19 protein-coding genes are annotated in these 19,483 nt (G+C 70.7%); 9 read left to right on the forward strand and 10 right to left on the reverse strand.

Annotation, left to right across the window (positions count from 1 at the left end):
- The first annotated feature begins 212 nt into the window (after positions 1–212).
- From LHA35_RS18035 to LHA35_RS18045, 3 genes are all read left to right on the forward strand, one after another.
- The gene (locus LHA35_RS18035; RefSeq protein ID WP_226610589.1) at positions 213–419 is read left to right on the forward strand and encodes a cold-shock protein; all 207 of its coding nucleotides are present in this window, start codon (positions 213–215) and stop codon (positions 417–419) included.
- Between the two features lie 86 nt (positions 420–505).
- Positions 506–718, forward strand: coding sequence for a hypothetical protein (locus LHA35_RS18040; protein ID WP_226610591.1), 213 nt, complete (start codon positions 506–508; stop codon positions 716–718).
- A 12-nt stretch (positions 719–730) separates the two neighbouring features.
- Positions 731–904 carry a hypothetical protein gene (locus LHA35_RS18045; protein WP_226610593.1) on the forward strand — a complete coding sequence of 58 codons (174 nt, stop codon included), beginning with the start codon at positions 731–733 and terminating at the stop codon, positions 902–904.
- 159 nt (positions 905–1,063) lie between these two features.
- Here the strand turns inward: LHA35_RS18045 and LHA35_RS18050 are convergent, their stop codons facing one another.
- Positions 1,064–3,181 carry a sodium-translocating pyrophosphatase gene (locus LHA35_RS18050; RefSeq protein ID WP_226610594.1) on the reverse strand — a complete coding sequence of 706 codons (2,118 nt, stop codon included), beginning with the start codon at positions 3,179–3,181 and terminating at the stop codon, positions 1,064–1,066.
- 518 nt (positions 3,182–3,699) lie between these two features.
- On the opposite strand from LHA35_RS18050, the gene LHA35_RS18055 reads away from it, so the two are divergent.
- The gene (locus LHA35_RS18055; protein ID WP_226610595.1) at positions 3,700–4,875 is read left to right on the forward strand and encodes an E22 family MetX-like putative esterase; all 1,176 of its coding nucleotides are present in this window, start codon (positions 3,700–3,702) and stop codon (positions 4,873–4,875) included.
- A 21-nt stretch (positions 4,876–4,896) separates the two neighbouring features.
- On the opposite strand, the gene LHA35_RS18060 is transcribed toward LHA35_RS18055, so the two are convergent.
- The 4 genes from LHA35_RS18060 to LHA35_RS18075 form a co-directional block, all read right to left on the reverse strand.
- Positions 4,897–5,349 carry a response regulator gene (locus LHA35_RS18060; protein WP_226610596.1) on the reverse strand — a complete coding sequence of 151 codons (453 nt, stop codon included), beginning with the start codon at positions 5,347–5,349 and terminating at the stop codon, positions 4,897–4,899.
- Between the two features lie 481 nt (positions 5,350–5,830).
- On the reverse strand, positions 5,831–7,123 hold the full coding sequence (locus LHA35_RS28995; protein ID WP_226610597.1) for a glycosyltransferase: 1,293 nt from the start codon (positions 7,121–7,123) through the stop codon (positions 5,831–5,833).
- Positions 7,120–7,752, reverse strand: a complete 633-nt coding sequence (locus tag LHA35_RS18070; RefSeq protein WP_226610598.1) for a DUF4214 domain-containing protein — start codon at positions 7,750–7,752, stop codon at positions 7,120–7,122. The genes LHA35_RS28995 and LHA35_RS18070 overlap by 4 nt, the downstream gene beginning before the upstream one ends.
- A 70-nt stretch (positions 7,753–7,822) precedes the next feature.
- The gene (locus LHA35_RS18075; RefSeq protein WP_226610600.1) at positions 7,823–9,199 is read right to left on the reverse strand and encodes a glycosyltransferase family 4 protein; all 1,377 of its coding nucleotides are present in this window, start codon (positions 9,197–9,199) and stop codon (positions 7,823–7,825) included.
- A gap of 171 nt (positions 9,200–9,370) precedes the next feature.
- Here LHA35_RS18075 and LHA35_RS18080 point away from each other — a divergent pair, with 171 nt between their 5' ends.
- Entirely contained in the window at positions 9,371–9,526 is a 156-nt protein-coding gene (locus LHA35_RS18080; RefSeq protein ID WP_226610602.1) for a hypothetical protein, read from the forward strand.
- Between the two features lie 126 nt (positions 9,527–9,652).
- A complete protein-coding gene (locus tag LHA35_RS18085; protein WP_226610604.1) occupies positions 9,653–11,887 on the forward strand; it encodes a glycosyltransferase in 2,235 nt (744 codons plus the stop codon).
- A 75-nt stretch (positions 11,888–11,962) separates the two neighbouring features.
- On the opposite strand, the gene LHA35_RS18090 is transcribed toward LHA35_RS18085, so the two are convergent.
- Positions 11,963–12,844 carry a helix-turn-helix transcriptional regulator gene (locus LHA35_RS18090; protein WP_226610606.1) on the reverse strand — a complete coding sequence of 294 codons (882 nt, stop codon included), beginning with the start codon at positions 12,842–12,844 and terminating at the stop codon, positions 11,963–11,965.
- 86 nt (positions 12,845–12,930) lie between these two features.
- Here LHA35_RS18090 and LHA35_RS18095 point away from each other — a divergent pair, with 86 nt between their 5' ends.
- Positions 12,931–13,761, forward strand: a complete 831-nt coding sequence (locus LHA35_RS18095; RefSeq protein WP_226610609.1) for a substrate-binding domain-containing protein — start codon at positions 12,931–12,933, stop codon at positions 13,759–13,761.
- Between the two features lie 37 nt (positions 13,762–13,798).
- Here LHA35_RS18095 and LHA35_RS18100 read toward each other — a convergent pair whose 3' ends face one another.
- From LHA35_RS18100 to LHA35_RS18110, 3 genes are all read right to left on the reverse strand, one after another.
- Positions 13,799–14,092 (reverse strand): hypothetical protein, encoded by a 294-nt coding sequence (locus LHA35_RS18100; RefSeq protein WP_226610611.1) that lies wholly within the window; start codon positions 14,090–14,092, stop codon positions 13,799–13,801.
- Between the two features lie 153 nt (positions 14,093–14,245).
- On the reverse strand, positions 14,246–15,352 hold the full coding sequence (locus tag LHA35_RS18105; RefSeq protein ID WP_226610613.1) for an NAD(P)/FAD-dependent oxidoreductase: 1,107 nt from the start codon (positions 15,350–15,352) through the stop codon (positions 14,246–14,248).
- A gap of 231 nt (positions 15,353–15,583) precedes the next feature.
- Positions 15,584–16,390, reverse strand: a complete 807-nt coding sequence (locus LHA35_RS18110; RefSeq protein WP_226610616.1) for an enoyl-CoA hydratase/isomerase family protein — start codon at positions 16,388–16,390, stop codon at positions 15,584–15,586.
- A 146-nt stretch (positions 16,391–16,536) separates the two neighbouring features.
- Between LHA35_RS18110 and LHA35_RS18115 the strand changes: the two genes are divergently transcribed.
- On the forward strand, positions 16,537–17,496 hold the full coding sequence (locus LHA35_RS18115; RefSeq protein WP_226610619.1) for a hydroxymethylglutaryl-CoA lyase: 960 nt from the start codon (positions 16,537–16,539) through the stop codon (positions 17,494–17,496).
- On the forward strand, positions 17,493–18,782 hold the full coding sequence (locus LHA35_RS18120; RefSeq protein WP_338050918.1) for a CaiB/BaiF CoA transferase family protein: 1,290 nt from the start codon (positions 17,493–17,495) through the stop codon (positions 18,780–18,782). The genes LHA35_RS18115 and LHA35_RS18120 overlap by 4 nt, the downstream gene beginning before the upstream one ends.
- 99 nt (positions 18,783–18,881) lie before the next feature.
- Here the strand turns inward: LHA35_RS18120 and LHA35_RS18125 are convergent, their stop codons facing one another.
- Positions 18,882–19,406, reverse strand: a complete 525-nt coding sequence (locus tag LHA35_RS18125) for a hypothetical protein (protein ID WP_226610621.1) — start codon at positions 19,404–19,406, stop codon at positions 18,882–18,884.
- Positions 19,407–19,483: the final 77 nt, after the last annotated feature.

Raw genomic sequence — 19,483 nt, forward strand, 5'->3', positions numbered from 1 at the left:
TGAGCGCGCCTGCATCCCATGCCCGTGACCTTGGCCGATTGGCATTGTGCTCGTTGCCTGCGGGGCGCATGGTGCAACTGTCAACTCGTCTGGTTCGGTCCGTTTCGTCTGCTCATGCGTGAGCGCCGAGCCTGGTGTCCGTCCCGCATAGGCAGATTGGCCCGCACCACGACCGGCGTGGCGCGGAACGCATGCCTGATGGAATCGCCACAATGGCAAACGGCACCGTGAAGTGGTTCAACGCAACCAAGGGTTATGGCTTCATCCAGCCCGAGGACGGGACCGCCGACGTCTTCGTCCATATCTCGGACGTCCAGCGCGCCGGGCTGTCTGGCCTGAATGACGGCCAGCGCGTCAGCTTCGACGTCCAGCGCGGCCAGCAGGGCAAGCTTTCCGCCTGCAACCTGAAGCTCGACTGAGGCTGGCCAAGCTCGCCCGGGGGCCGGCTGCGGCCCCGGGCGACCCTTGCCTGGCCCATTCCGCAGCCCCAAGGGCAGGAGTTCCCATGTTGGCACCGCATCGCTTCAGCGTCGGGCAGAAGGTCGAATTCGTCCCGCACCGGTTCGACGGCAACATCCCCCGTGGCCCTTACACCGTGGTGCGGCAACTCCCTGGGCCGGACCATGACCGCGAATATCGCGTGAAGCACAAGGACGGGCATGAGCGCGTGGTGCTGGAGAGCCAGCTCCGCGGTGGCCCGCCTTCCGTTTTCTCCTGAGCGGAGCCTGGCGTGGCGCGTCGACCGAATTACGGCCAGCAGCGGGCCGAAGTGAACCGCGGCAAGCAGTCCAAGCAGGCAGAGAAGCAGCGCGAGCGCGACGAGGCCGTCGCCCGGCGCAAGGCCGAGCGCGAGGCGGCTGCACCCGCGCCACCCCCTGCGGCAGAGGGCAAGCCCGACCGCTGAGGCGATCGGCACCGCGCGTGAGAAAAGGCCGGCGGGGCAGCCCGCCGGCCTTTTCCGTTTCGCCGCTCTACAGCGGACTGGCGTTCAGACCCGGACGCCGATCCGCTGTAACTCCTTGTTCGGGGCGGCTTCGCGCCCCTCTGCGATCCGCTCCAGCGCTCAGCTATGGGCGAGGATCGCCAGCAGCAGCAGCGCCACGATGTTGGTGATCTTGATCATCGGGTTCACCGCCGGCCCCGCGGTGTCCTTGTAGGGGTCGCCCACCGTGTCGCCGGTCACGGCCGCCTTGTGGGCGTCCGATCCCTTGCCGCCATGGTGGCCTTCCTCGATGTATTTCTTGGCATTGTCCCAGGCGCCACCGCCGGTGGTCATGGAGACTGCGACGAAGAAGCCGGTGACGATGACACCGAGCAGCATGGCCCCCAGCGCCTCGAAGCCCGCCGCCTTGCCGGCGATGGCGCTGATGCCGAAATAGATGACCAGCGGCCCGAGCACCGGCAGCAGCGAGGGGATGATCATCTCCCGGATCGCCGCCTTGGTCAGGATGTCCACCGCGCGGCCATAATCGGGCCGGTCGCGGCCTTCCATGATGCCCGGCTTCTCCCGGAACTGCCGCCGCACCTCCTCCACCACGCTCATCGCCGCGCGGCCGACCGCCGTCATCGCCATGCCGCCGAACAGGAAGGGCAGCGCCCCGCCGAAGAGCAGCCCGACGACGACATAGGGTGAGGAGAGGCTGAAGGTGAGCGCGCCGACGCCCTGGAAATAGGGATAGGTCGCCGCGTTCTGGACGAAGAAGTTGAGGTCCTGGGTATAGGCCGCGAAGAGCACCAGCGCGCCAAGGCCCGCCGAGCCGATCGCATACCCCTTGGTGACGGCCTTCGTCGTGTTGCCGACCGCGTCGAGCGCGTCGGTGGTCACGCGGATCTCCTTCGGCAGGCCGGCCATCTCGGCGATGCCGCCGGCATTGTCCGTCACCGGGCCGAAGGCGTCGAGCGCGACGACGACGCCGGCGAGCGCCAGCATGGTCGTCACCGCGATGGCAATGCCGTAGAGCCCCGCCAGGTTGTAGCTGATCAGCACGCCGGCGATGATGATGAGCGCCGGGATCGCCGTGCTCTCCATCGAGACGGCGAGACCGCGGATCACGTTGGTGCCGTGGCCGGTCACCGAGCTTGCGGCAATCGCCTTCACCGGGCGGAAATCCGTGCCGGTGTAGTATTCCGTCACCCAGATGATCAGCCCGGTGACCGCCAGACCGACGACGCCGCAGAGGAACAGCGCGAAGGCGCCGAAGCTCGCGCCGCCGGCGCTGATGGTCCCGGTGCCGAAGACCAGGTAGGTCAGCGGCAGCAGCGCCACCAGCGACAGCACGCCCGTCACCACGAAGCCACGATACATTGCGCCCATGATGGAGTTGTTGGCCGGCAGCTTGACGAAATAGGTGCCGGCGATGGAGGTGACCACGCAGACCGCGCCGATTGCCAGCGGATAGAGCATGCCGAGATGGAGCGTGTCGGCCGGGAAGGCGATGGCGGCCAACACCATGGTGGCGACCATGGTCACCGCATAGGTCTCGAACAGGTCGGCCGCCATGCCGGCACAGTCGCCGACATTGTCGCCGACATTGTCGGCGATGGTGGCGGGGTTGCGGGGATCGTCCTCTGGGATGCCGGCCTCGACCTTGCCGACCATGTCGCCGCCCACATCGGCGCCCTTGGTGAAGATGCCGCCACCGAGCCGGGCGAAGATGGAGATGAGGGAGGCGCCGAAGCCGAGCGCCACCAGCGCGTCGATCACCGGCCGGCTGTTCGGCGCATGGCCGACAAGCACGACCAGGATGAAGAAGTAGACGGCAACGCCCAGCAGGGCGAGGCCGGCCACCAGCATGCCGGTGATGGCGCCCGACTTGAACGCCGCATCGAGGCCCGCGGCGAGGGACTGGGTGCTGGCTTGCGCCGTGCGCACATTGGCCCGCACCGAGACATTCATGCCGATGAAGCCCGCCGCGCCGGACAGCACCGCGCCGATCAGGAAGCCGATCGCGACCGGGATGCCGAGCGTGACGACAATCAGGACGAACAGCACCGCGCCGACGATGCCGATGGTCGTGTACTGCCGCTTGAGATAGGCCGAGGCGCCTTCCTGAACCGCCTTCGAGATCTCCTGCATCCGGGCGCTGCCCGCATCCAGCGCCATGACCTGCTTGGCGGTGACCACGCCGTAGGCGATCGAGAGCGCCCCCAGCACGATCACCAGCAGCAACGAAAACGTCATCAAGTTCGCAACCCCCCGTTCTTGTGTGCCCGTCGCCATGCGCAGGGCCGGCCCGCTAGTCTCTCCCCGAGGCAGGCCGCGCGCCGCTCAGGCGGGCAGCCGACCCAGGGGGCGGGTCGGTCGGCGCGCCACCACACGGCGCCAGCGGGAGCAAGGCTAAGCGGGGCCACGGCACGGGCGCAACGGTGCCGCCATGGCCGGTACGGGCGCCGAGGCTTCATGCTGGTCTCAGGAGAGAGTGAGGCGCGGTCCGAAACAGGGCTCGCGCCTTTCCGGTGCCAGGCGTCGCGCCGTGAGGCGGGCCGGAGCTATTTCGTGCCGTGAGGCGCGCCGGATCTATTCCGCGCCGTGAGGCGTGCCGAGCCTATGTCGCGCTGTGAGGGGCGCCGCCAGACGCACCATTGGCAAGGCCCAAGGGGGCTGCGCGGCGCTGCATGGACCAATTGTCATCCGCCGTCTTGTTGCGGCCATGATCGCCCCGCAGCATGGCGCTTCCATAAGCAGGGAGAGACCGAGGCATGATCGGACGGCGAGGCCTGCTGGCCACGGCGGGTGTACTGGCCGCGGCTTATGCGATGCCGGCCGCGGCGCAGGAGGTGGTGGAAAAGCGGGTCTTCGAGGCGGGGGCCTTCCAGACACGCGGCGGCGCCACCATCAAGAACACCCGCATCGGCTACCAGACCATGGGCCGCCTGAACGCGGCCGGGGACAATGCCGTCCTGATCTGCCACTTCTTCAGCGGCAACAGCCAAGCCTTCGGGCGGCTCTCGGCCAATGGCCCGGCCGGCTACTGGGATGCCATCATCGGCCCGGGCAAGGCGATCGACACGGACCACTATTTCGTGGTCTCGGCCGACACGCTGGTGAATGTCAACGTGCCGGACGCCAACACCGTCACCACCGGCCCGGCCAGCATCAACCCCGATACCGGCCGGCCCTGGGGCATGAGCTTCCCGGTGATCGCCATGCGCGACTTCGTCGAGGTGCAGAAGAAACTGCTGGACAGCCTCGGCGTGAAGCGGCTGGCCCTGGTCGCTGGCCCGTCCAATGGCGGGCTGCAAAGCATCGAATGGGCCGCCGCCTACCCCGATTTCGTGCAGCGCGTGATGCCCGTGATCTCGGCCGAGATCGATGCCTGGATGCAGGGCTGGCTCGACATCTGGGAAGCGCCGATCAGGCTCGACCCGAATTGGCGGGAAGGCGACTACTACGGCCAGGGGCGCGAGCCGCCGCTGCGCGGCCTGGCCGAGGCCTGGAAGATCGTGACGCTGCATGCCCGCGACCGGCCCTGGGCGCGGCAATTCGACCGCAAGCTGCCCGAAGGCCAGGATCCGGCGCGGCGGATCGGCGACCGCTTCGCGATCGAGAAATGGCTGGACGATGCGGCGCTGGCCCGTGCTCGCACCTCGGATGCCAATTCCTTCCTCTATATGGTGCGGGCGAACCAGCTTTTCCTGAACGACTATCCGGACCTCTCCACGGCGATGCAGGGCGCGGCGCGGCGCTGGCTGGTGGTGCCGGCACCGACCGACCGCGTCTTCCTGCTGGAGGGGGTGCGGGAGTTCGTCGATGTCCTGCAGAAGGCCGGCAAGCAGGTGGAGGTGGCGGAGGTTGGCGGCACGCTCGGCCACCTGAACGGCGTGGTCGGCATGGCGCCGCTGACGGAGCGCATCCGCGGCCTCCTGGCACAGTAGCCCGGCCGCCGCGGGGGACACTCATGCCAGCCGCACGGTGCCCTGGCCGAGGGTCAGCGGTCGTGCGACGGGCAGGCAGACCTGTGGGGCGCGCAGCGCCGCGACGCGGTCCAGCGCCGCGGCCAACTGGCCGAGAGGAAAGGGCTTCAGCAACAGCGCCGTCGGCCCCATTGCCGGCGATGCCAGCATCCGCGCCGCCTCATCGGAGAGATAGCCGGTCATCACCACCACCGGCAGGCCGGGGTTCTCGGCACGCAGCCGGGGTATCAGTTCCAGCCCCGTCATGCGCGGCATGGCGAGGTCGGTGACCAGCACGTCGAAGGGCACGGCGCTGGCGAGGCCGAAAGCGGTCTCGCCATCCGCGGCGTGCACCACCGCATGGCCCATTTCGGCCAACGCATCGGCAAGGACAGCGGCGGCCAATGCCTCATCTTCCGCCAGCAGGACCCTGAGACCTTCCCCCGCTTTCATCATCGCCCGTCTCCACACTCCAGGCCGCGCCCCTGGGGGCAGGCCGATCGCATAAGCGCGATGTTTGATCGCGTTTGCGCGACCCAGATATGGGACTGCCTCCCTGCTCCGGCTCACTATTGCGCGATGGTTGATGATTTGATCAAAATTGCGCGCAATAAGCGAAAAACCACCCCCTTCCCGGATTGCTCGCGCGGATGTGTGGAACCTGCCACGAGAGGCAGGGTGTAGGCACCAGAGCTTGTAGCTGCCCCCGACTCTGTCTGACGACATGTGGGGGCCGCGGCAGAGATGGTGCCCCTGTCCAAGACGCAGGACGACTCGATCCTTCGGATGCTGCCGGGGATGGTCCTGCTCTCGGAGCCGATCGCGAACGTCCCCCGGCGGCCCGGGGGACGCGAACCGCAGGGCGAGAGGAATGCCGGGGCAGATCGCGGACGGGCGTGAAGGCCCGGGCGCGTCAATCTGCTCCGCAATCCGTGATCTACAGAGGTTTGGCGTTCAGATAGGAACGCAATCCGCTGTAGGGCGACCCGGTTGTCGGCCCCGAACGCGTCCCACCGCCACCCCAGGCCTTGAGCGCGGCGAGGTAGGCAGCGGCCGATCCGGCCAGGCTGCAATGCCGGCGCAGATGCGCCCGCGCCGCGACCCCACGCGCCGCCAGCGCGGCCGGATCCCTCAGCAATGCCGCGAGCAGCCCCGCCAACCGTGTCGCCGGTTCCGGCCCCGGCGGCAGCTTCGCCACCGCTGCATCCGGGTACTCCGCAGCCGGGCCGGCATCATCCACCACCGCCGGCAACCCCATCCCGAGTGCGCGCGCCAGCGCACCGGAACTCTCGCCGGCAATCGGCCAGCGCAGGTTCACCAGCAGGTCCGCAGCCCGGGCATGCAGCAGGAATTGCGCCTCCGTCAGCCAGCCGGTGACCCGCACCCGCGCGCCGAGCCCCAACCGCTCGATCTGCCCGGCAAGGTCGAGCGCCGGGTCGGGCGCGCCGGCCACCACATGCAGCAGATCCGGGAACTCATCCGCCAGCCGCGCCACCGCCTCCAGCACCACCCCGATCCGCTTGGCCGGCGTTGCATGGCCAAGGGAGAGCAGGACCGGTCCCGCTGGCGGCAGGCCGAGCCGCTCCCGCGCCTCCGCCTGGCGCAGTCCGTCCAGCGCCGCGACGGCGGGGGAGAGGTGGTGCGGCACCACACGCAGCGGCGGCCCGGATGCCTGTCCCCCGGGCCGGTGCACGCGGCCGGCGGCGAAGCGGCTGTGCAGGATCACACCATGCGCCCGGTCCAGCACCTGGCGGTGCAGCGGCATCAGGAAGCGCAGCGCCGGATCGAAGATCCCCCGCTGCCGCAGCCGCGCGACCCGCCGGCCGGCCTCCCCATGTTCGGCGACGAGCGCCGCCTCATAGCCGGCCGGGTTGCCGCGGCCGAGCGTCAGCGCCTCCACCAGATGGTGCAGCACCGGGTCGTGCAGGGTGACGATGCCGGGCCGGCGCAGCGCCGCGGCGAAGGCATGCGCGTGGTCGAGGCTGTTGCCGACCTGGTGCAGATGCGGCCAGTGCCGCAGATCCGCGCGTGCCTCGTAGTCCGGCACGGCGATCACCTCGACGCCCGGCAGTGCCACCACATCCGCCCGGGCCGCCACCACCGCGACGACCGGCAAGGCGCGCGCCAGTTCCGGCAGCAGTTCCGCCGCGTAGTCGGCGATGCCGGAGCGCGTCGGCGGCAGGGGGGTGAAGACGACGAGGCCGGGCAGGGAAGCCGCTGGCGCGCTCACGCGCCGCGCCGCGCCTCGAGCGCGAGGAGGCGCGCCTCGAGCGCCCGGAAGCGATGCTCGATCTGCGCCTGCTGCGCCGCGACGCGGTCGGCGACATGCTCGGCGACAAGGCGGGAGACCGCCTGGATGGCCGCCTCCCGTGCCGCGCCGGCATCGCTGGTCGCCGGCCCGAGAAGCCCGTCCAGCCGGTCCGTGACCTCGCGCCGCAGGGCGTTGATCTCGAAATGCAGGGCGGCGTCGCGGGCCTCGATCAGTTCGGGGGTGAGCAGGGCGGCGCCCAACTCCCCGAGGGCCTGCCGGTGCCGTTCCTGCTCCTCCCGCAGCCATTCGGTCCGGATGGCGAGCGAGATGGCGAGCGCCCGCGTCGGGCCGGGCGGCAGGAGGGGGGCGGCCCCGAAGGCGACGCGGGTGCCCGCGCGTGCCGCCTCCTCCGAGCCCGCAACCTCGCGCAGTGCCTCCAGCCGACGCTCCGGCCGGCCGGCGACCTGCTCAAGGTAGCGACGATAGCCGGCCGGATCGGGCCAGCGCCGCAGCACCGCCAGATAGAGGTCCACGACGAAATCATGGTCCTCGCCGCCGATCAGGTCGGCCGCGTCCCAGCACCGTCCTGCCCTGCATTCTTCGCTCATCAAACCGTCCTTTACGCGCCGCGACCCTGGCCCGCCAGGCAGGCGCGCGCCAGCCCCGGGACGCCCCTTGCTACTCGGCCGCCAGCCGGGCCTCCGCGGGTGCCGCGTTGCGCTCGACCGGCGGGACGCCGAGCCGTGCATAAAGCGCCTCTAGTCGCGCCGCATAGCGCTCCGGGCTGAACAGCGCCGCCTGGCGAGGCCCGGCTTCGGCCATCCGGGCGCGCAGCGTCGCGTCGCGGTCCAGGGCCTGGATCGCCTGGACCAGGGCCGAGACGTCGTAGGGATCGACCTTGATCGCGGCATCGCCCACCACCTCCGGCATGGAGGCGGTATTGGATGTGATGACAGGGGTCCCGAGCAGCATGGATTCCAGCGCCGGCAGCCCGAACCCTTCATAGAGCGAAGGGAAGAGCACCGCCCGCGCGCCGCGGATCAGGTTCACCAGCAGGCGGAAGGGGGCATAGTCCAGCATCATGACGCGGTGCCGGGTGCGCAGGATCGATCCCTCCTGCGCGAGGTAGCGGACATGGTCGTCGTGCAGGAGGCGCAGTTCCTCCTCCGACTTCCAGGCCTTCTTGCCGACGATGACCAGCGGCCCCGGAACGCCGCTGGCGAGATAGGCCTGGATCAGCCGGCCGACATTCTTCTTCGGCTCGATCGCGCCGAAGAACAGCCAGTACTGCCCGGCGGTCAGGCCGAAGCTGCCGTCGATCTCGGCCTGCACCTGCTGCGGCGGGACATCCCTGAACTTCCGCGGGATGTCGACCGCCTGGTAGGTGTTGGTCACCCGCTCCTCCGGGACGCCGAGCAGCGAGATGATGTCGCGCTTCGAGGCCTCGGAGACGGTGACGATGTGGTCGGCCCGCTGGCCCAGCATCCGGTTCAGCCGGAAGTAGCGGCGCTTGTTGTCGAGCGTGGTGTAGGGCAGCCGCAGCGGCACCAGATCGTGCATGGTGTAGATGTTGCGCGCGCCGCGCAGGCGCAGCGCCAGCGGGTAGGTCCAATGCATCAGCCGCGGCTGCTTCGGCACGGATACGCTGAGGCGGCCGTTGAAGAGGTACTGGTGGACATAGGCTTGCTGGAACAGGTCCTGGCAGTTCCAGATCTCGTCGAAATGCGGCAGGCGGTCGCGGAAGGTCGTGGCAACGACCTGGCCGGTGATGGGCACCGGCACCGCCAGTTCGCCGATCGGTGCGCGCAGCATCCGCCGCGTTCGTCGCAGGGCGACGAGCCATTTCGGCGGGGCGCCCACCCGCTCGTCGAAGAAGGCGATCTCCCGGATCAGCGGATTGGCCGAGGGTGCCGCCCGGGTGCCGTAAAGCACGCCGACCTGATGGCCGAGCCGGCCCATGGCGAAGCTGAGGTTGCGGGCATAGGTGGCGACCCCGGTGCCCTGGTCGAGCGCCAGATTGTACCCGTCGAGGAAGATGCGCGACGGCCGGCTCATGCTCTGACCTCAGGAGCGGGGTGAGGGCTCGCCGGAGCGTGATGGCCGGCCGCTGTCTTCTTCACGTCTTGGCATCCCGTTATGTACAGATATCGCTTTCTGCGCGATAAAGAGCATAGATTTATCGCGCAAACGAAGCGAGGCAGGGCTGTGGCACGATCCTCCGAACCGATGGATGGGCTGATCGCTGGCGGGAGCGCGGCGGTCTTGCCGGTGCGCGGATGGCTGGCCTTGCGATTGGTCGATCTGGCGGTGCTCATGCTGCGGGTTGCCGCCATTCTGGTGCTCCTGTCGCCGCTTCTCGGCGCGGCGATGCTGTTTGCATGACATTCACGATTAGTTAAGCGGCAACGCATTTCGCCTCATTCACCGTCCGGCATCACACCCGTCTCCTCCCGCTTTCGCGTGTTTCGCGATATTTTGTTTTCGGTCTTTCAGATTCGGAATTGACGCATGGAAATGCAAGCACTCGACGCGCCTCTCGACGACGCCGCGGCCAAGGCCGATCGTCTGCGGCAGGACGGCGACAGGCTGCGCGACCAGAGGGCCTGGCAGGAGGCAGCCGAGGCCTATGCCCGCTACCTTCGCCTGTGCAGCGGGGACTGGGCCATCCTGGTTCAGTACGGCCACTGCCTGAAGGAGGCGGGCGATCCCAAAGGCGCCCTGCTCTGCTACCGGGAAGCCGAGAAGCTGCAGCCCGAGGACAGCGACATCCAGCTCCAGATCGGCCATGCGCTGAAGCTGCTCGGTCGGCCGGAGGAGGCTTTCGGGGCCTATGCCATGGCGCTGACCTTCGACCCCGGCAATGTCCATGCCCGGCGCGAGCTGATGGCGGGCGACCTGCCGGAGGCGCCCTTGCCTTTTGAGCCCGTGCCTTCCGAACCGGTGCAGGCCGAACCCGCCCCGACCGAACCCGTCCCGGCCGAGCCGGCCTCACTTCCGGCCGGCACCATGCTGGTCTTCGACGCTTCCGACCTGCTCGACTATTTCCGAGGCAATCGCGCACCCACGGGCATCCAGCGCGTCCAGTTGAACATCATCCGGGAGGCGCTCTCGGCCGGCGGGACGGCGCCGGTCGCGGTGACCGCCTTCGACCCGGCGACGGGCGCCTGGAAGCCGGTACCGGCCGAGCTCTTCCAGCGCCTTGCCGCGCTCTCGGCGACCGGGACGGATCTCACCGACCCGGACTGGCGGGAGGCGGTGGAGGCGGTGCAGGCGCTGCTGCGCGGCGGTACGGCGCTGGACTTCGCCCCCGGCAGCACGCTGGTCAATCTCGGCACCTCCTGGTGGCTGCCCGAATACCTGCGACGGGTGCGGGAGGCGAAGGCCAGCTTCGGCCTGCGCTATGTCCCCTTCCTGCATGACTGCATCCCGCTGATGGTGCCGGAACACTGCGCCGAGGAGCTGGTGGACGAGTTCGCCCGCTGGTTCGCCGGCCTCTGCCTGCATGCCGATGCGGTGCTGGTGAACTCCGACTGCACGCGGGAGGATTTCCGCCGCCTGTCGCGCTCGGTGCTGCCGGCGCGCGAGATCCCCTGCCATGTCGTGCGGCTGGATGCCGCGCCGGCGGCGCCCGAGGCGGCGCCGCTGCCCGCCCTGCTGCGCGACGGCCGGCCCTTCGTGCTGAATGTCGGCACCATCGAATCGCGGAAGAACCATCTGCTGGTCTTCCAGGCCTGGCTGACCCTGGTGCGGCGCTTCGGCGCGGAGGCAGTGCCGGACCTGGTCTGCGTCGGCAAGCAGGGCTGGCTGGCGGAGGAGGCGCTCAGGCTGCATGCCCGCTCGCCCATCCTGCGGGCCAAGGTGCACCTGCTGCACGATGTGCCGGACACGGTGCTCGAGGGGCTGTACCGCGCCTGTCTCTTCACCCTCTACAACTCCTTCTACGAGGGCTGGGGCCTGCCGGTCACCGAGAGCCTGGCGCATGGCAAGGTGGCGCTGGTGCCGAGCCACTCCGGCCTACGCGAATCGGGCGCGGCCGGCGCGGTCTTCTTCGCGCCGAACAGCGAGCCGGATCTGGTCGAGCAGGTCCGCTCGCTGAGTTCGGATGCCGATCACCGGCAGCGGCTGGAGGCGCGGATCGCCGAGCAGGTGCGGCTTCGCTCCTGGGCCGAGATTGCCGGGCAGGTGGTGCGCGATGCCGCCGCGGGCTCGGTCTCCGGCCTGCCTGCGCCGCTCGCGCGGCTCGACCTGCCGCTCGGCCAGGCGCATCCGCTGCGCCTGCTGCCGGGGCCGGAGCCGCTGCCCGCCATGGCCGTGGCCGACGCGCTGCGCGAGGGCCCGGGCTGGTCGGCGCTCGAACCCTGGGGAGTCTGGGCCCGGCCGGGCGAGAGCCGCCTGCGTCTGCCCTTGCCGCCCGAGGCCGAGGCGGCGGCGCTGCGCGTCTATCTGGAGGTCCAGGCGCCGGACGCAGCCTGCCGCTTTGGCCTCCGGGCGGGGCGGGAAGGCGGGCTGCCGCCGATCCTGCAGCGTTTCGACGCGCGGGCGGGCGAGCGGCTCTTCGCCATGCTGATCGTGCCGGCCGGGAGCGGCGGCGATCTCCTGATCTCGATCGAGCCGGGCCTCGCTGCCGGGGCGGGCGCCGAGGCCGTCGGCATCTGCAGCCTGATGGTCTGCCGGGCGGACGATCAGGCCGCGCGCCTGGATTACCTGGAGAGCCGGGCGCTGACACAACTGCCGGGCGGGTGAGGGGCGGGGGGCGCCCCGGGCAAAGTTCCGCCGGGCAGACCTTCGCAGGTTTGCGCGGCGGGAGAGCCTGCCCGGCTACAGGCTAAAGGCGATGCTGCCGGTGGGCATGACATCGTAGCCGCCCATCCGGGCGGCGCGGGCCGCGAAGGCCGGGCTGCGGGTGAAGGCCAGTAGCGCCTGCAGCGGCGCCTCGAAATAGTCGCGCCGGTCCATCACCAAGTCGAAGCGTTCCTTCAGCAGGGGGACAAAGCCAAGCCCGCGGGAGGCCGCCGCGGCCCGGATGCCGAAGCCGGCCTCCGCCCGGCCCTCCGCCACCGCCGCGGCGACCTCGTCCTCCGCCATCGCCGGCTCCGGCAGGAAGCCGAGCTGGTCGAGCCGCAGCTCCGCCTCCGCCAGCAGGTGCAGCAGCAGGGCGTGGCTGCCGGCCCGGCGCTGCCGACCGATGACGCGCAGACCCGGCCGCGCCAGGTCGGCGACCGTGGCCAGATTCAGGGGATTGCCGGGCGGCACGATCAGCCCCTGCTCCCGCCAAGCCCAGACCAGGCCGACCGTGCCCCGCCCGGCGAGCGCCGCGCGGACCGCCGGTTCATTGAAGGTGCCGCTGTCAGGATCGAGCAGGTGGAGGGCGGCCACCATGGCCTCGCCGCGCACCAGCGCCTCCAGCCCATCGAGGCTGCCGCCGCCTCGCAGTGCCAGGCCGCAGCCGGATTGCCGCGCCGCCCAATCGAGCAGCGGGTCATGGCTGCCGGCGAGGATCGGCAGCGGGGCGGCGCGGTGCTCCACCCCCGGCGGGTCCGCCTGGGCGGCCAGCCAGCGCTCCAGCAGGGCGCGCGGGAAGAGCCACTTGCCGCCGAGCTGCGCCGCCGGCACGCGGCGCTGCCGCGCCAGCGCATAGAGCGAGCGTTCCGAGAGGCGGAGCCAGGCGGCGGCCTCCCGCAAGGTCAGGACATCCGGCATAGGCCGGCAAAATCCGGCAGGTGTATGCCTGGCGTCAAGCGTGACCGGCATTGCAGCCAGGCGCTGCCGGCCACATCTGCTGCTTCATGATCCTGATGCCGCGCCGTGCGCTGCTGGCCGCCTTCCCGCTGCTCATCGCCCGGCCGGCCGCCGCGCAGGAGCGGTTCCTCACCCTGGCCTCCACCACCAGCACGGAGCAGTCAGGGCTCTTCGCCCATCTGCTGCCGGCCTTCACCCGCGCGACCGGCATTGGCGTGCGCGTGGTCGCGCTCGGCACCGGTCAGGCGCTGGACGTGGCGCGGCGCGGCGATGCGGATGTGGTGCTGGTGCATGACCGGGCGGCGGAGGAGCGCTTTGTCGCCGAGGGCTTCGGGGGGCCGCGCCGCGCCGTCATGTACAACGACTTCGTCGTGCTCGGCCCGGCCGCCGACCCGGCGGGCATTGCCGGCCTGCGCGACACGGCGGAGGCGCTGCGGCGGATCGCGGCGGCGCGGGCGCCCTTCGTCTCCCGCAGCGACCGCAGCGGCACCCATGCGGCGGAACTGCGGCTGTGGCAGGCGGCGGGACTTGACCCAACGACCGGCCGCGGCGCCTGGTACCGGGAGATAGGGCAGGGGATGGGGCCGGCGCTGAACACCGCGGCGGCACAGGAGGCCTATCTGCTCGCCGATCGCGGCACCTGGCTGGCCTTTCGCAACCGGCAGTCCCTGCGGCTTTTGGTCGAGGGCGACCAGCACCTGTTCAACCAATATGGGGTGATGGCGGTGAGTCCGGTGCGCCACCCGCATGTGAAGGCGGCGGAGGTCGAACGCTTCGTCGCCTGGCTGGTCGGGCCGCCGGGCCAGGCGGCGATCAGCGATTACCGGATCGGGGGCGAGAGGCTTTTCTTCCCGAACGCGGAGCGGCCGGGGACCTGAGGCCGGGCCGCCAGCAGGCCGCTGGCGAGGCCGCGACCTATCCGGCGCTGACCTGGATATGGATGCGCCCGGCACCCTCCTGCCGCAGGCGCGGGATCAGGGCGGCGATCCGGCCGGAGAAGGAGAGGCGGCCGGCCGGCAGCAGCCCCGTCAGCACGTCCCGCTCGGCCGGCGGCAGCCGGCCCAGGCGCTGGCCGGCCGCGGAATAGGCTTCGATCATGCGGCCACCCTGCAGGATACGGAGTTCCACAGGATCGCCCACCCGGGGGCTGGCGACGCCGGGGCCGGGCTCACCCGTCAGATAGGTCAGAAGGTCCAGACGGTGCGGCACGCGCGAATCCCTGTGCAGTCTGCCGCCGAGTCATGCCTCGGCGGCACCTGTCCTTCTCGCACGGTCCGATGACAAGTGCGAGGCAGAACTGAGGCAGGGAACGCCATATTTTCAGGAGCTTACAGCGCTTTACTGAGACTTTTCCCGAACTTCTCACCCAAGGCCGGTCACGTCTCGCACAAGCTCACCAAGGGCCAGCGAGGCGGTCAGCCCCGGGCTCTCGATCCCGAACAGATGGATCAGGCCGGGCAGGCCATGCTCCTTCGGGCCCATTACCGTGAAGTCCTGCGCCGGCGCGCCGGGCGGGACGATCTTCGGTCGGATGCCGGAATAGCCGGGCGCCAGCGCGCCGTCCTTCAGGGCCGGCCAGTAGCGGCGGATGGCGGCATAGAAGCTGTCCCCGCGGCGCGGATCGACCTCGTAGTCGATCTCCTGCACCCATTCGACATCGGGCCCGAAGCGCGCCTGGCCGCCGAGATCGATGGTCAGATGGGTGCCGAGCCCGCCCGGCACCGGGACCGGGTAGATCAGGCGGGAGAAGGGGTTCCGCCCCGTCAGGGTGAAGTAGTTGCCCTTGGCGTAGTAGGCGGTCGGGATCAGCTGGCTCGGCATGCCATGGATGGCGCGCGCCAGCTTCGGGGCATGCAGCCCGGCGGCGTTCACCAGCGTCCGGCAGCGCAGCGCCATGGGCTCGGCGCCACCCACCTCGATGACGACTCCCGCCTCGGTGGCGCGGCCGCCGGTGACGGGCGCATGGAAGACGAAGACCGCGCCGGCATTCTCCGCATCCCCCTGCAGGGAGAGCATGTAGGCGTGGCTGTCGATGATGCCGGTGGAGGGCGAGTGGAGCGCCGCGGTGCAGTGCAGTTCTGGCTCCATGGCCAGCGCCTCCTCCCGCGTCAGCAGCGCCAGGTCGGGGACGCCATTGGCGGCGGCGCGGGCCTGGATGGAGGTGAGCTTCTCCGCCTCCGCCTCATCGGTCGCGACGATCAGCTTGCCGCAATTCGAGTGCGGGATCCCGCGTTCCCGGCAGTAGTCGTAGAGCATGTGCTTGCCGGCGACGCAGGTGCGCGCCATCAGGCTGCCGGCGGGGTAGTAGATGCCGGCATGGATGACCTCCGAGTTGCGCGAGGAGGTCTCGGTGCCGATCCCCTCGGCGGCGTCGAGCACCAGCACCTCGCGGCCCGCCAGGGCCAGGCCGCGCGCGACGGCGAGCCCCACCACGCCGGCGCCGACCACGACACAATCATATTCGTCCATCGTTTCCTCGTCCCGGTCGCGCCCGTCCTCCCGGCACGCCACCCCGCCCAATGTGTCAGGCCGTCATCGATCCGTATCCGGGCCCCATCCGGCCACTGCATCTCCTGGGGCGGCGCCCCGCCGCCCCGAGTCTCAGGACCCGGGCCGGGCAGCCCGTCACCCGACCAGAGGTTTTCCGCAGCATGCCCGCGTCAAGGCCAGGCATGGCGAATTGCGGTTGAGTGACCTGCCCTACCACCCCTTGAAGACCGGCTTCCGCTTCTCCTTGAAGGCCGCCAAGCCCTCGCGGATATCCTCGCTGTCCTTCGCCACCGCGATCCGCGCCTCCAGCGCCGCGACATCGAGCGCCTGGTGGCCGATCTCATTGATTGCCCGCTTGGCGCCCTGCACCGCCAGCGGGGCCAGCTCGCCCAGCCGGTTGGCGATGGCGTCGATCCGGGCATCGAGCGCGTCGGGCGTCACCAGGTCGGTCAGGTAGCCGATGCGCAGCAACTCCTCGGCGCTCTGCTCCTCCGCCAGCATGAACAGCCGCTTGGCATTGTTGAAGCCGAGGCGGGAGACGTAGCGCCGCAGCCCGCTCTCGTAATAATGCACGCCGATGCGGGCCGCCGGCATGAACATGACGGTCGCGGGCGTCACGCCGACCCGGAAATCGCAGGCGAGGGCGAGATCGGTGCTGCCCCCGTACACGCCGCCATGCAGCCGGGCGATGGTCGGGATCATCAGCATCTCGAGCCGGTTGATCATGTCCTCGAAGCCGGCGCCGCCGGTGTCCTTGATCCCGCCGGCTTCCGCCTGCTTGGCCATGTCGCCGAGATGCGCGCCGGCCGAAAAGGCCTTGCCCGTGCTGGCGATGACCAGGACCCGGATGTCCTTGTTCCCCTCCACCTCCGCCAGCAGGCGCAGGACCTCGGTGATGTCCTCGGGCTGGATACGGTTCATTACCTGCGGCCGGTTCAGGTGCAGCGTGGCGCGGCTGCCGCTGATCGAGAGGGTGGGCAGGCTGCCCTCGTCCCGGGTCTTCACGGCGGCGCTCATCCTTCGGTCTCCTCCTGGCTCCCCCGCCTTGTGCCGGGGGCAGGGCGAGGCGGCAAGACGGGCCCCGCCGGATGCGGGGCGCCCCCTGGCGCCCCGGCCTGCGCCGCGTCACTCTCCCGGCCAGATCACGCTGCCGGAGGACGCCCGTGTCCGATCTGCCCGCCCAAGTCGACATCCATGAGGAAGGCCCGCGCGAAGGCTTCCAGATCGAGCCCGGGCCGATCCCGACCGCCGACAAGATCGCGCTGATCGAGGCGCTGGCCGAGACCGGCCTGCGGCACATCCAGATCTGTTCCTTCGTGAACCCGCGCCTGGTCCCCGGTTGGGCGGATGCCGAAGCCGTGGCGGGCGGCTTCCGGCCGAGGCCCGGGGTGCAGTATGCCGCGCTCTGGTTCAATGAGAACGGGCTGAACCGGGCGCTCGCCTTCCGCGATCGCCTCACCATGGCCGGCTCCATCTCGCTCGCCGCCTCGGATGCCTTCTCCCGCAAGAACCTCAATCGCGGCCATGCCGAGAACCTGGAGGCGATGCGGAAGCAGACCGCGGTGCACCTCGCGGCCGGCCTGCCGGTGACGCGTATCGGCGTCATGGCGGCTTTCGGCTGCAACTACCAGGGCGATATCTCCCCGGCCCAGGTGGTCCGGACCGTGGCCGATGGCCTCGCCGTCGCCGAGGAGGCGGGCGTCGCCATCACCGATGTCTCGCTGGCCGACACCATGGGCTGGGCGACGCCCATCCGAATCGAGCGCGGCATCGGCGCGGTCCGGGAGCGCTGGCCGGAGCTTCGCATCGGCCTGCACCTGCATGACACGCGCGGCCTCGCGGTCGCCAATGCGCATGCCGGCCTGAAGCTCGGCGTGACGAAATTCGACAGCACGGTGGGCGGCCTCGGCGGCTGCCCCTTCGCCGGCCAGAAGGGCGCCGCCGGCAATATCTGCACGGAGGAGCTGGTGCTGCTCTGCGAGGAGATGGGCATTGCGACCGGCGTGGATCTGGACGCGCTGATCGAGGTCGGGCGGCTGGCCGAGCGCATCGTCGGCCACCAGCTCCCCTCCGAGCTGCTGCGCGCCGGCAGCCTCGACGCCTTCCGGCGGAAGGCGGCATGAGCGCGTCCGATCGTGGAGCGCCGGAGGGATATCCGGCGATGCAGGGCGGCGGGACCCCGGAGGCGCGGAGCGTGAGTCCCCAGCCGCTGAGGGGCCTGCGTGTCCTGGAGTTCAGCCACACCATCATGGGGCCCTGCGCCGGGCTGCTGCTGGCCGATCTCGGCGCCGATGTGGTGAAGGTGGAGCCGGCGCCGGCCGGCGACCACACGCGGCGCCTGCCCGGCTTCGCCTCCGGCTTCTTCGCCACCTTCAACCGCAACAAGCGCAGCCTGGCGCTGGACCTGAAGCGGCCCGAGGGGCAGGCGGCGGCGCATCGCCTCGTCGCGCAGGCCGACATCGTCCTGGAGAATTACGGCCCGGGCACCATGGAACGGCTCGGCTGCGGCTGGGAGCAGCTTCGCGCCGTCAATCCGCGCCTGGTCTACTTGGCGCTGAAGGGCTTCCTCGCCGGGCCTTATGAGCACCGCCCGGCGCTGGACGAGGTGGTGCAGTTCCAGTCCGGCCTCGCCTACATGACCGGCCCGCCGGGCCGGCCGCTCCGCGCCGGCGCCTCCGTCATCGACATCCTGGGCGCGGTCTTCGGCGTGACCGCGACCCTGGCGGCTCTGCGGGAGCGGGATGCGACCGGGCAGGGGCAGCGTGTCTGCTCCTCCCTCTTCGAGAGCGCGGTCTTCCTGATGGGCAGCCACATGGCGGGCACGGCCGCAACCGGGGAGCCGCCGCCGCCCATGCCGGCGCGGCGCGGCGCCTGGGGCATCTACGACGTCTTCCGGACCGCCGATGGCGAGCTCTTCATCGGCGTCACCAGCGACCAGCAATGGGCCCGCTTCACCCGGGACTTCCGGCTGCCGCAGCTCGCGGAGGATCCGCGCCTCGCCACCAATGCCCAGCGTGCGAAGGAGCGCGCCTGGCTGATCCCGGCGCTGCAGGAGGCGCTGGCGAGCATGCCCCAGGCCGAGGTCGAGCGGCTCTGCGAGGGTGCCGGCATCTCCTGGGCCCCGGTCGGCAAGCCGGCCGACCTGTTCGAGGACCCGCATCTGCTGGCAGGGGGCGGGCTGCTGCAGACCGCGATCTCGGCGCTCGGCGGCGGGGCGCAGGTCGGGCTGCCGGCCCTGCCACTGGAATTCGGTGAGGACCGCGCCCGGGTGACGCTGCGGCGCCAGCCGCCGCGGATGGGCGAGCACAATGCCGAGGTGCTGGCGGAGGCGGGCTACGGCGCCGCCGAGATCACCGCGCTCTCGGCCGAGGGCGTGGTGGTGGCGGCGGAACCGCCGGCCGCGGCCTGATCCGCCGCCGCGGCCGGGAGAGGTGATTGCCCCGCCCGGCGCGCGGCGGTGGGGCCGGCAGGCAGCCTGCCGCAGGCCCGGATGCCGGAAGGTGGAGCATCAGGCGAGCGCCGCGACCTCCTCAGACCGCCAAGTGACGCGACCGCCAAGATGGCGCATGAGCGCGAGCAGCGCCGTGCCTGCCTCGCCCATCGTCCCGGTGCAGCCCGTCGCCGATTGTACCCCGAGGACCTGCTGGACCAGCATGGGGCCGAGATCGCGCTGCCGGTACGCGGCATCCTCGGTCGCCACCACCTCCGCATCCTCCGTCCCCGGCGCGCCGCAGGCGGCGGCGATCACGGCATTGCCCGCGATCGCACCGAAGATGACGGCCGAGCGGAAGTCGATCGCCTCGCAGCAGGCGGTGATCGCCGCCTCGTCCAGGCTGCCGCGCTGGCGCGCATTCCGCTCCGCCGCGGCCAGGCCCTGCAAATGCGCGAGTAGGGCCGCGCGGTCCGCCTCGCCCAGGCGGCGCACGCGCAGCCAGGGAACGGGCGACTGCCGGGCGATCACATAGAGCCGAGGCGGTGGGCCACGCCGAGGGCGGCGCGGAGGTTCGACATCCATCAGGCTATGATCGGCCATGCACGTCTCCCAAGGATTGACCGCCGGGCGAGCCGCGGCGATCGCGTTGGGAATTCAATGGCACGTGTGCTGCGCGC

Source organism: Roseicella aerolata (assembly GCF_020523605.1).
In the GTDB taxonomy this organism is placed as follows: domain Bacteria; phylum Pseudomonadota; class Alphaproteobacteria; order Acetobacterales; family Acetobacteraceae; genus Paracraurococcus; species Paracraurococcus aerolatus.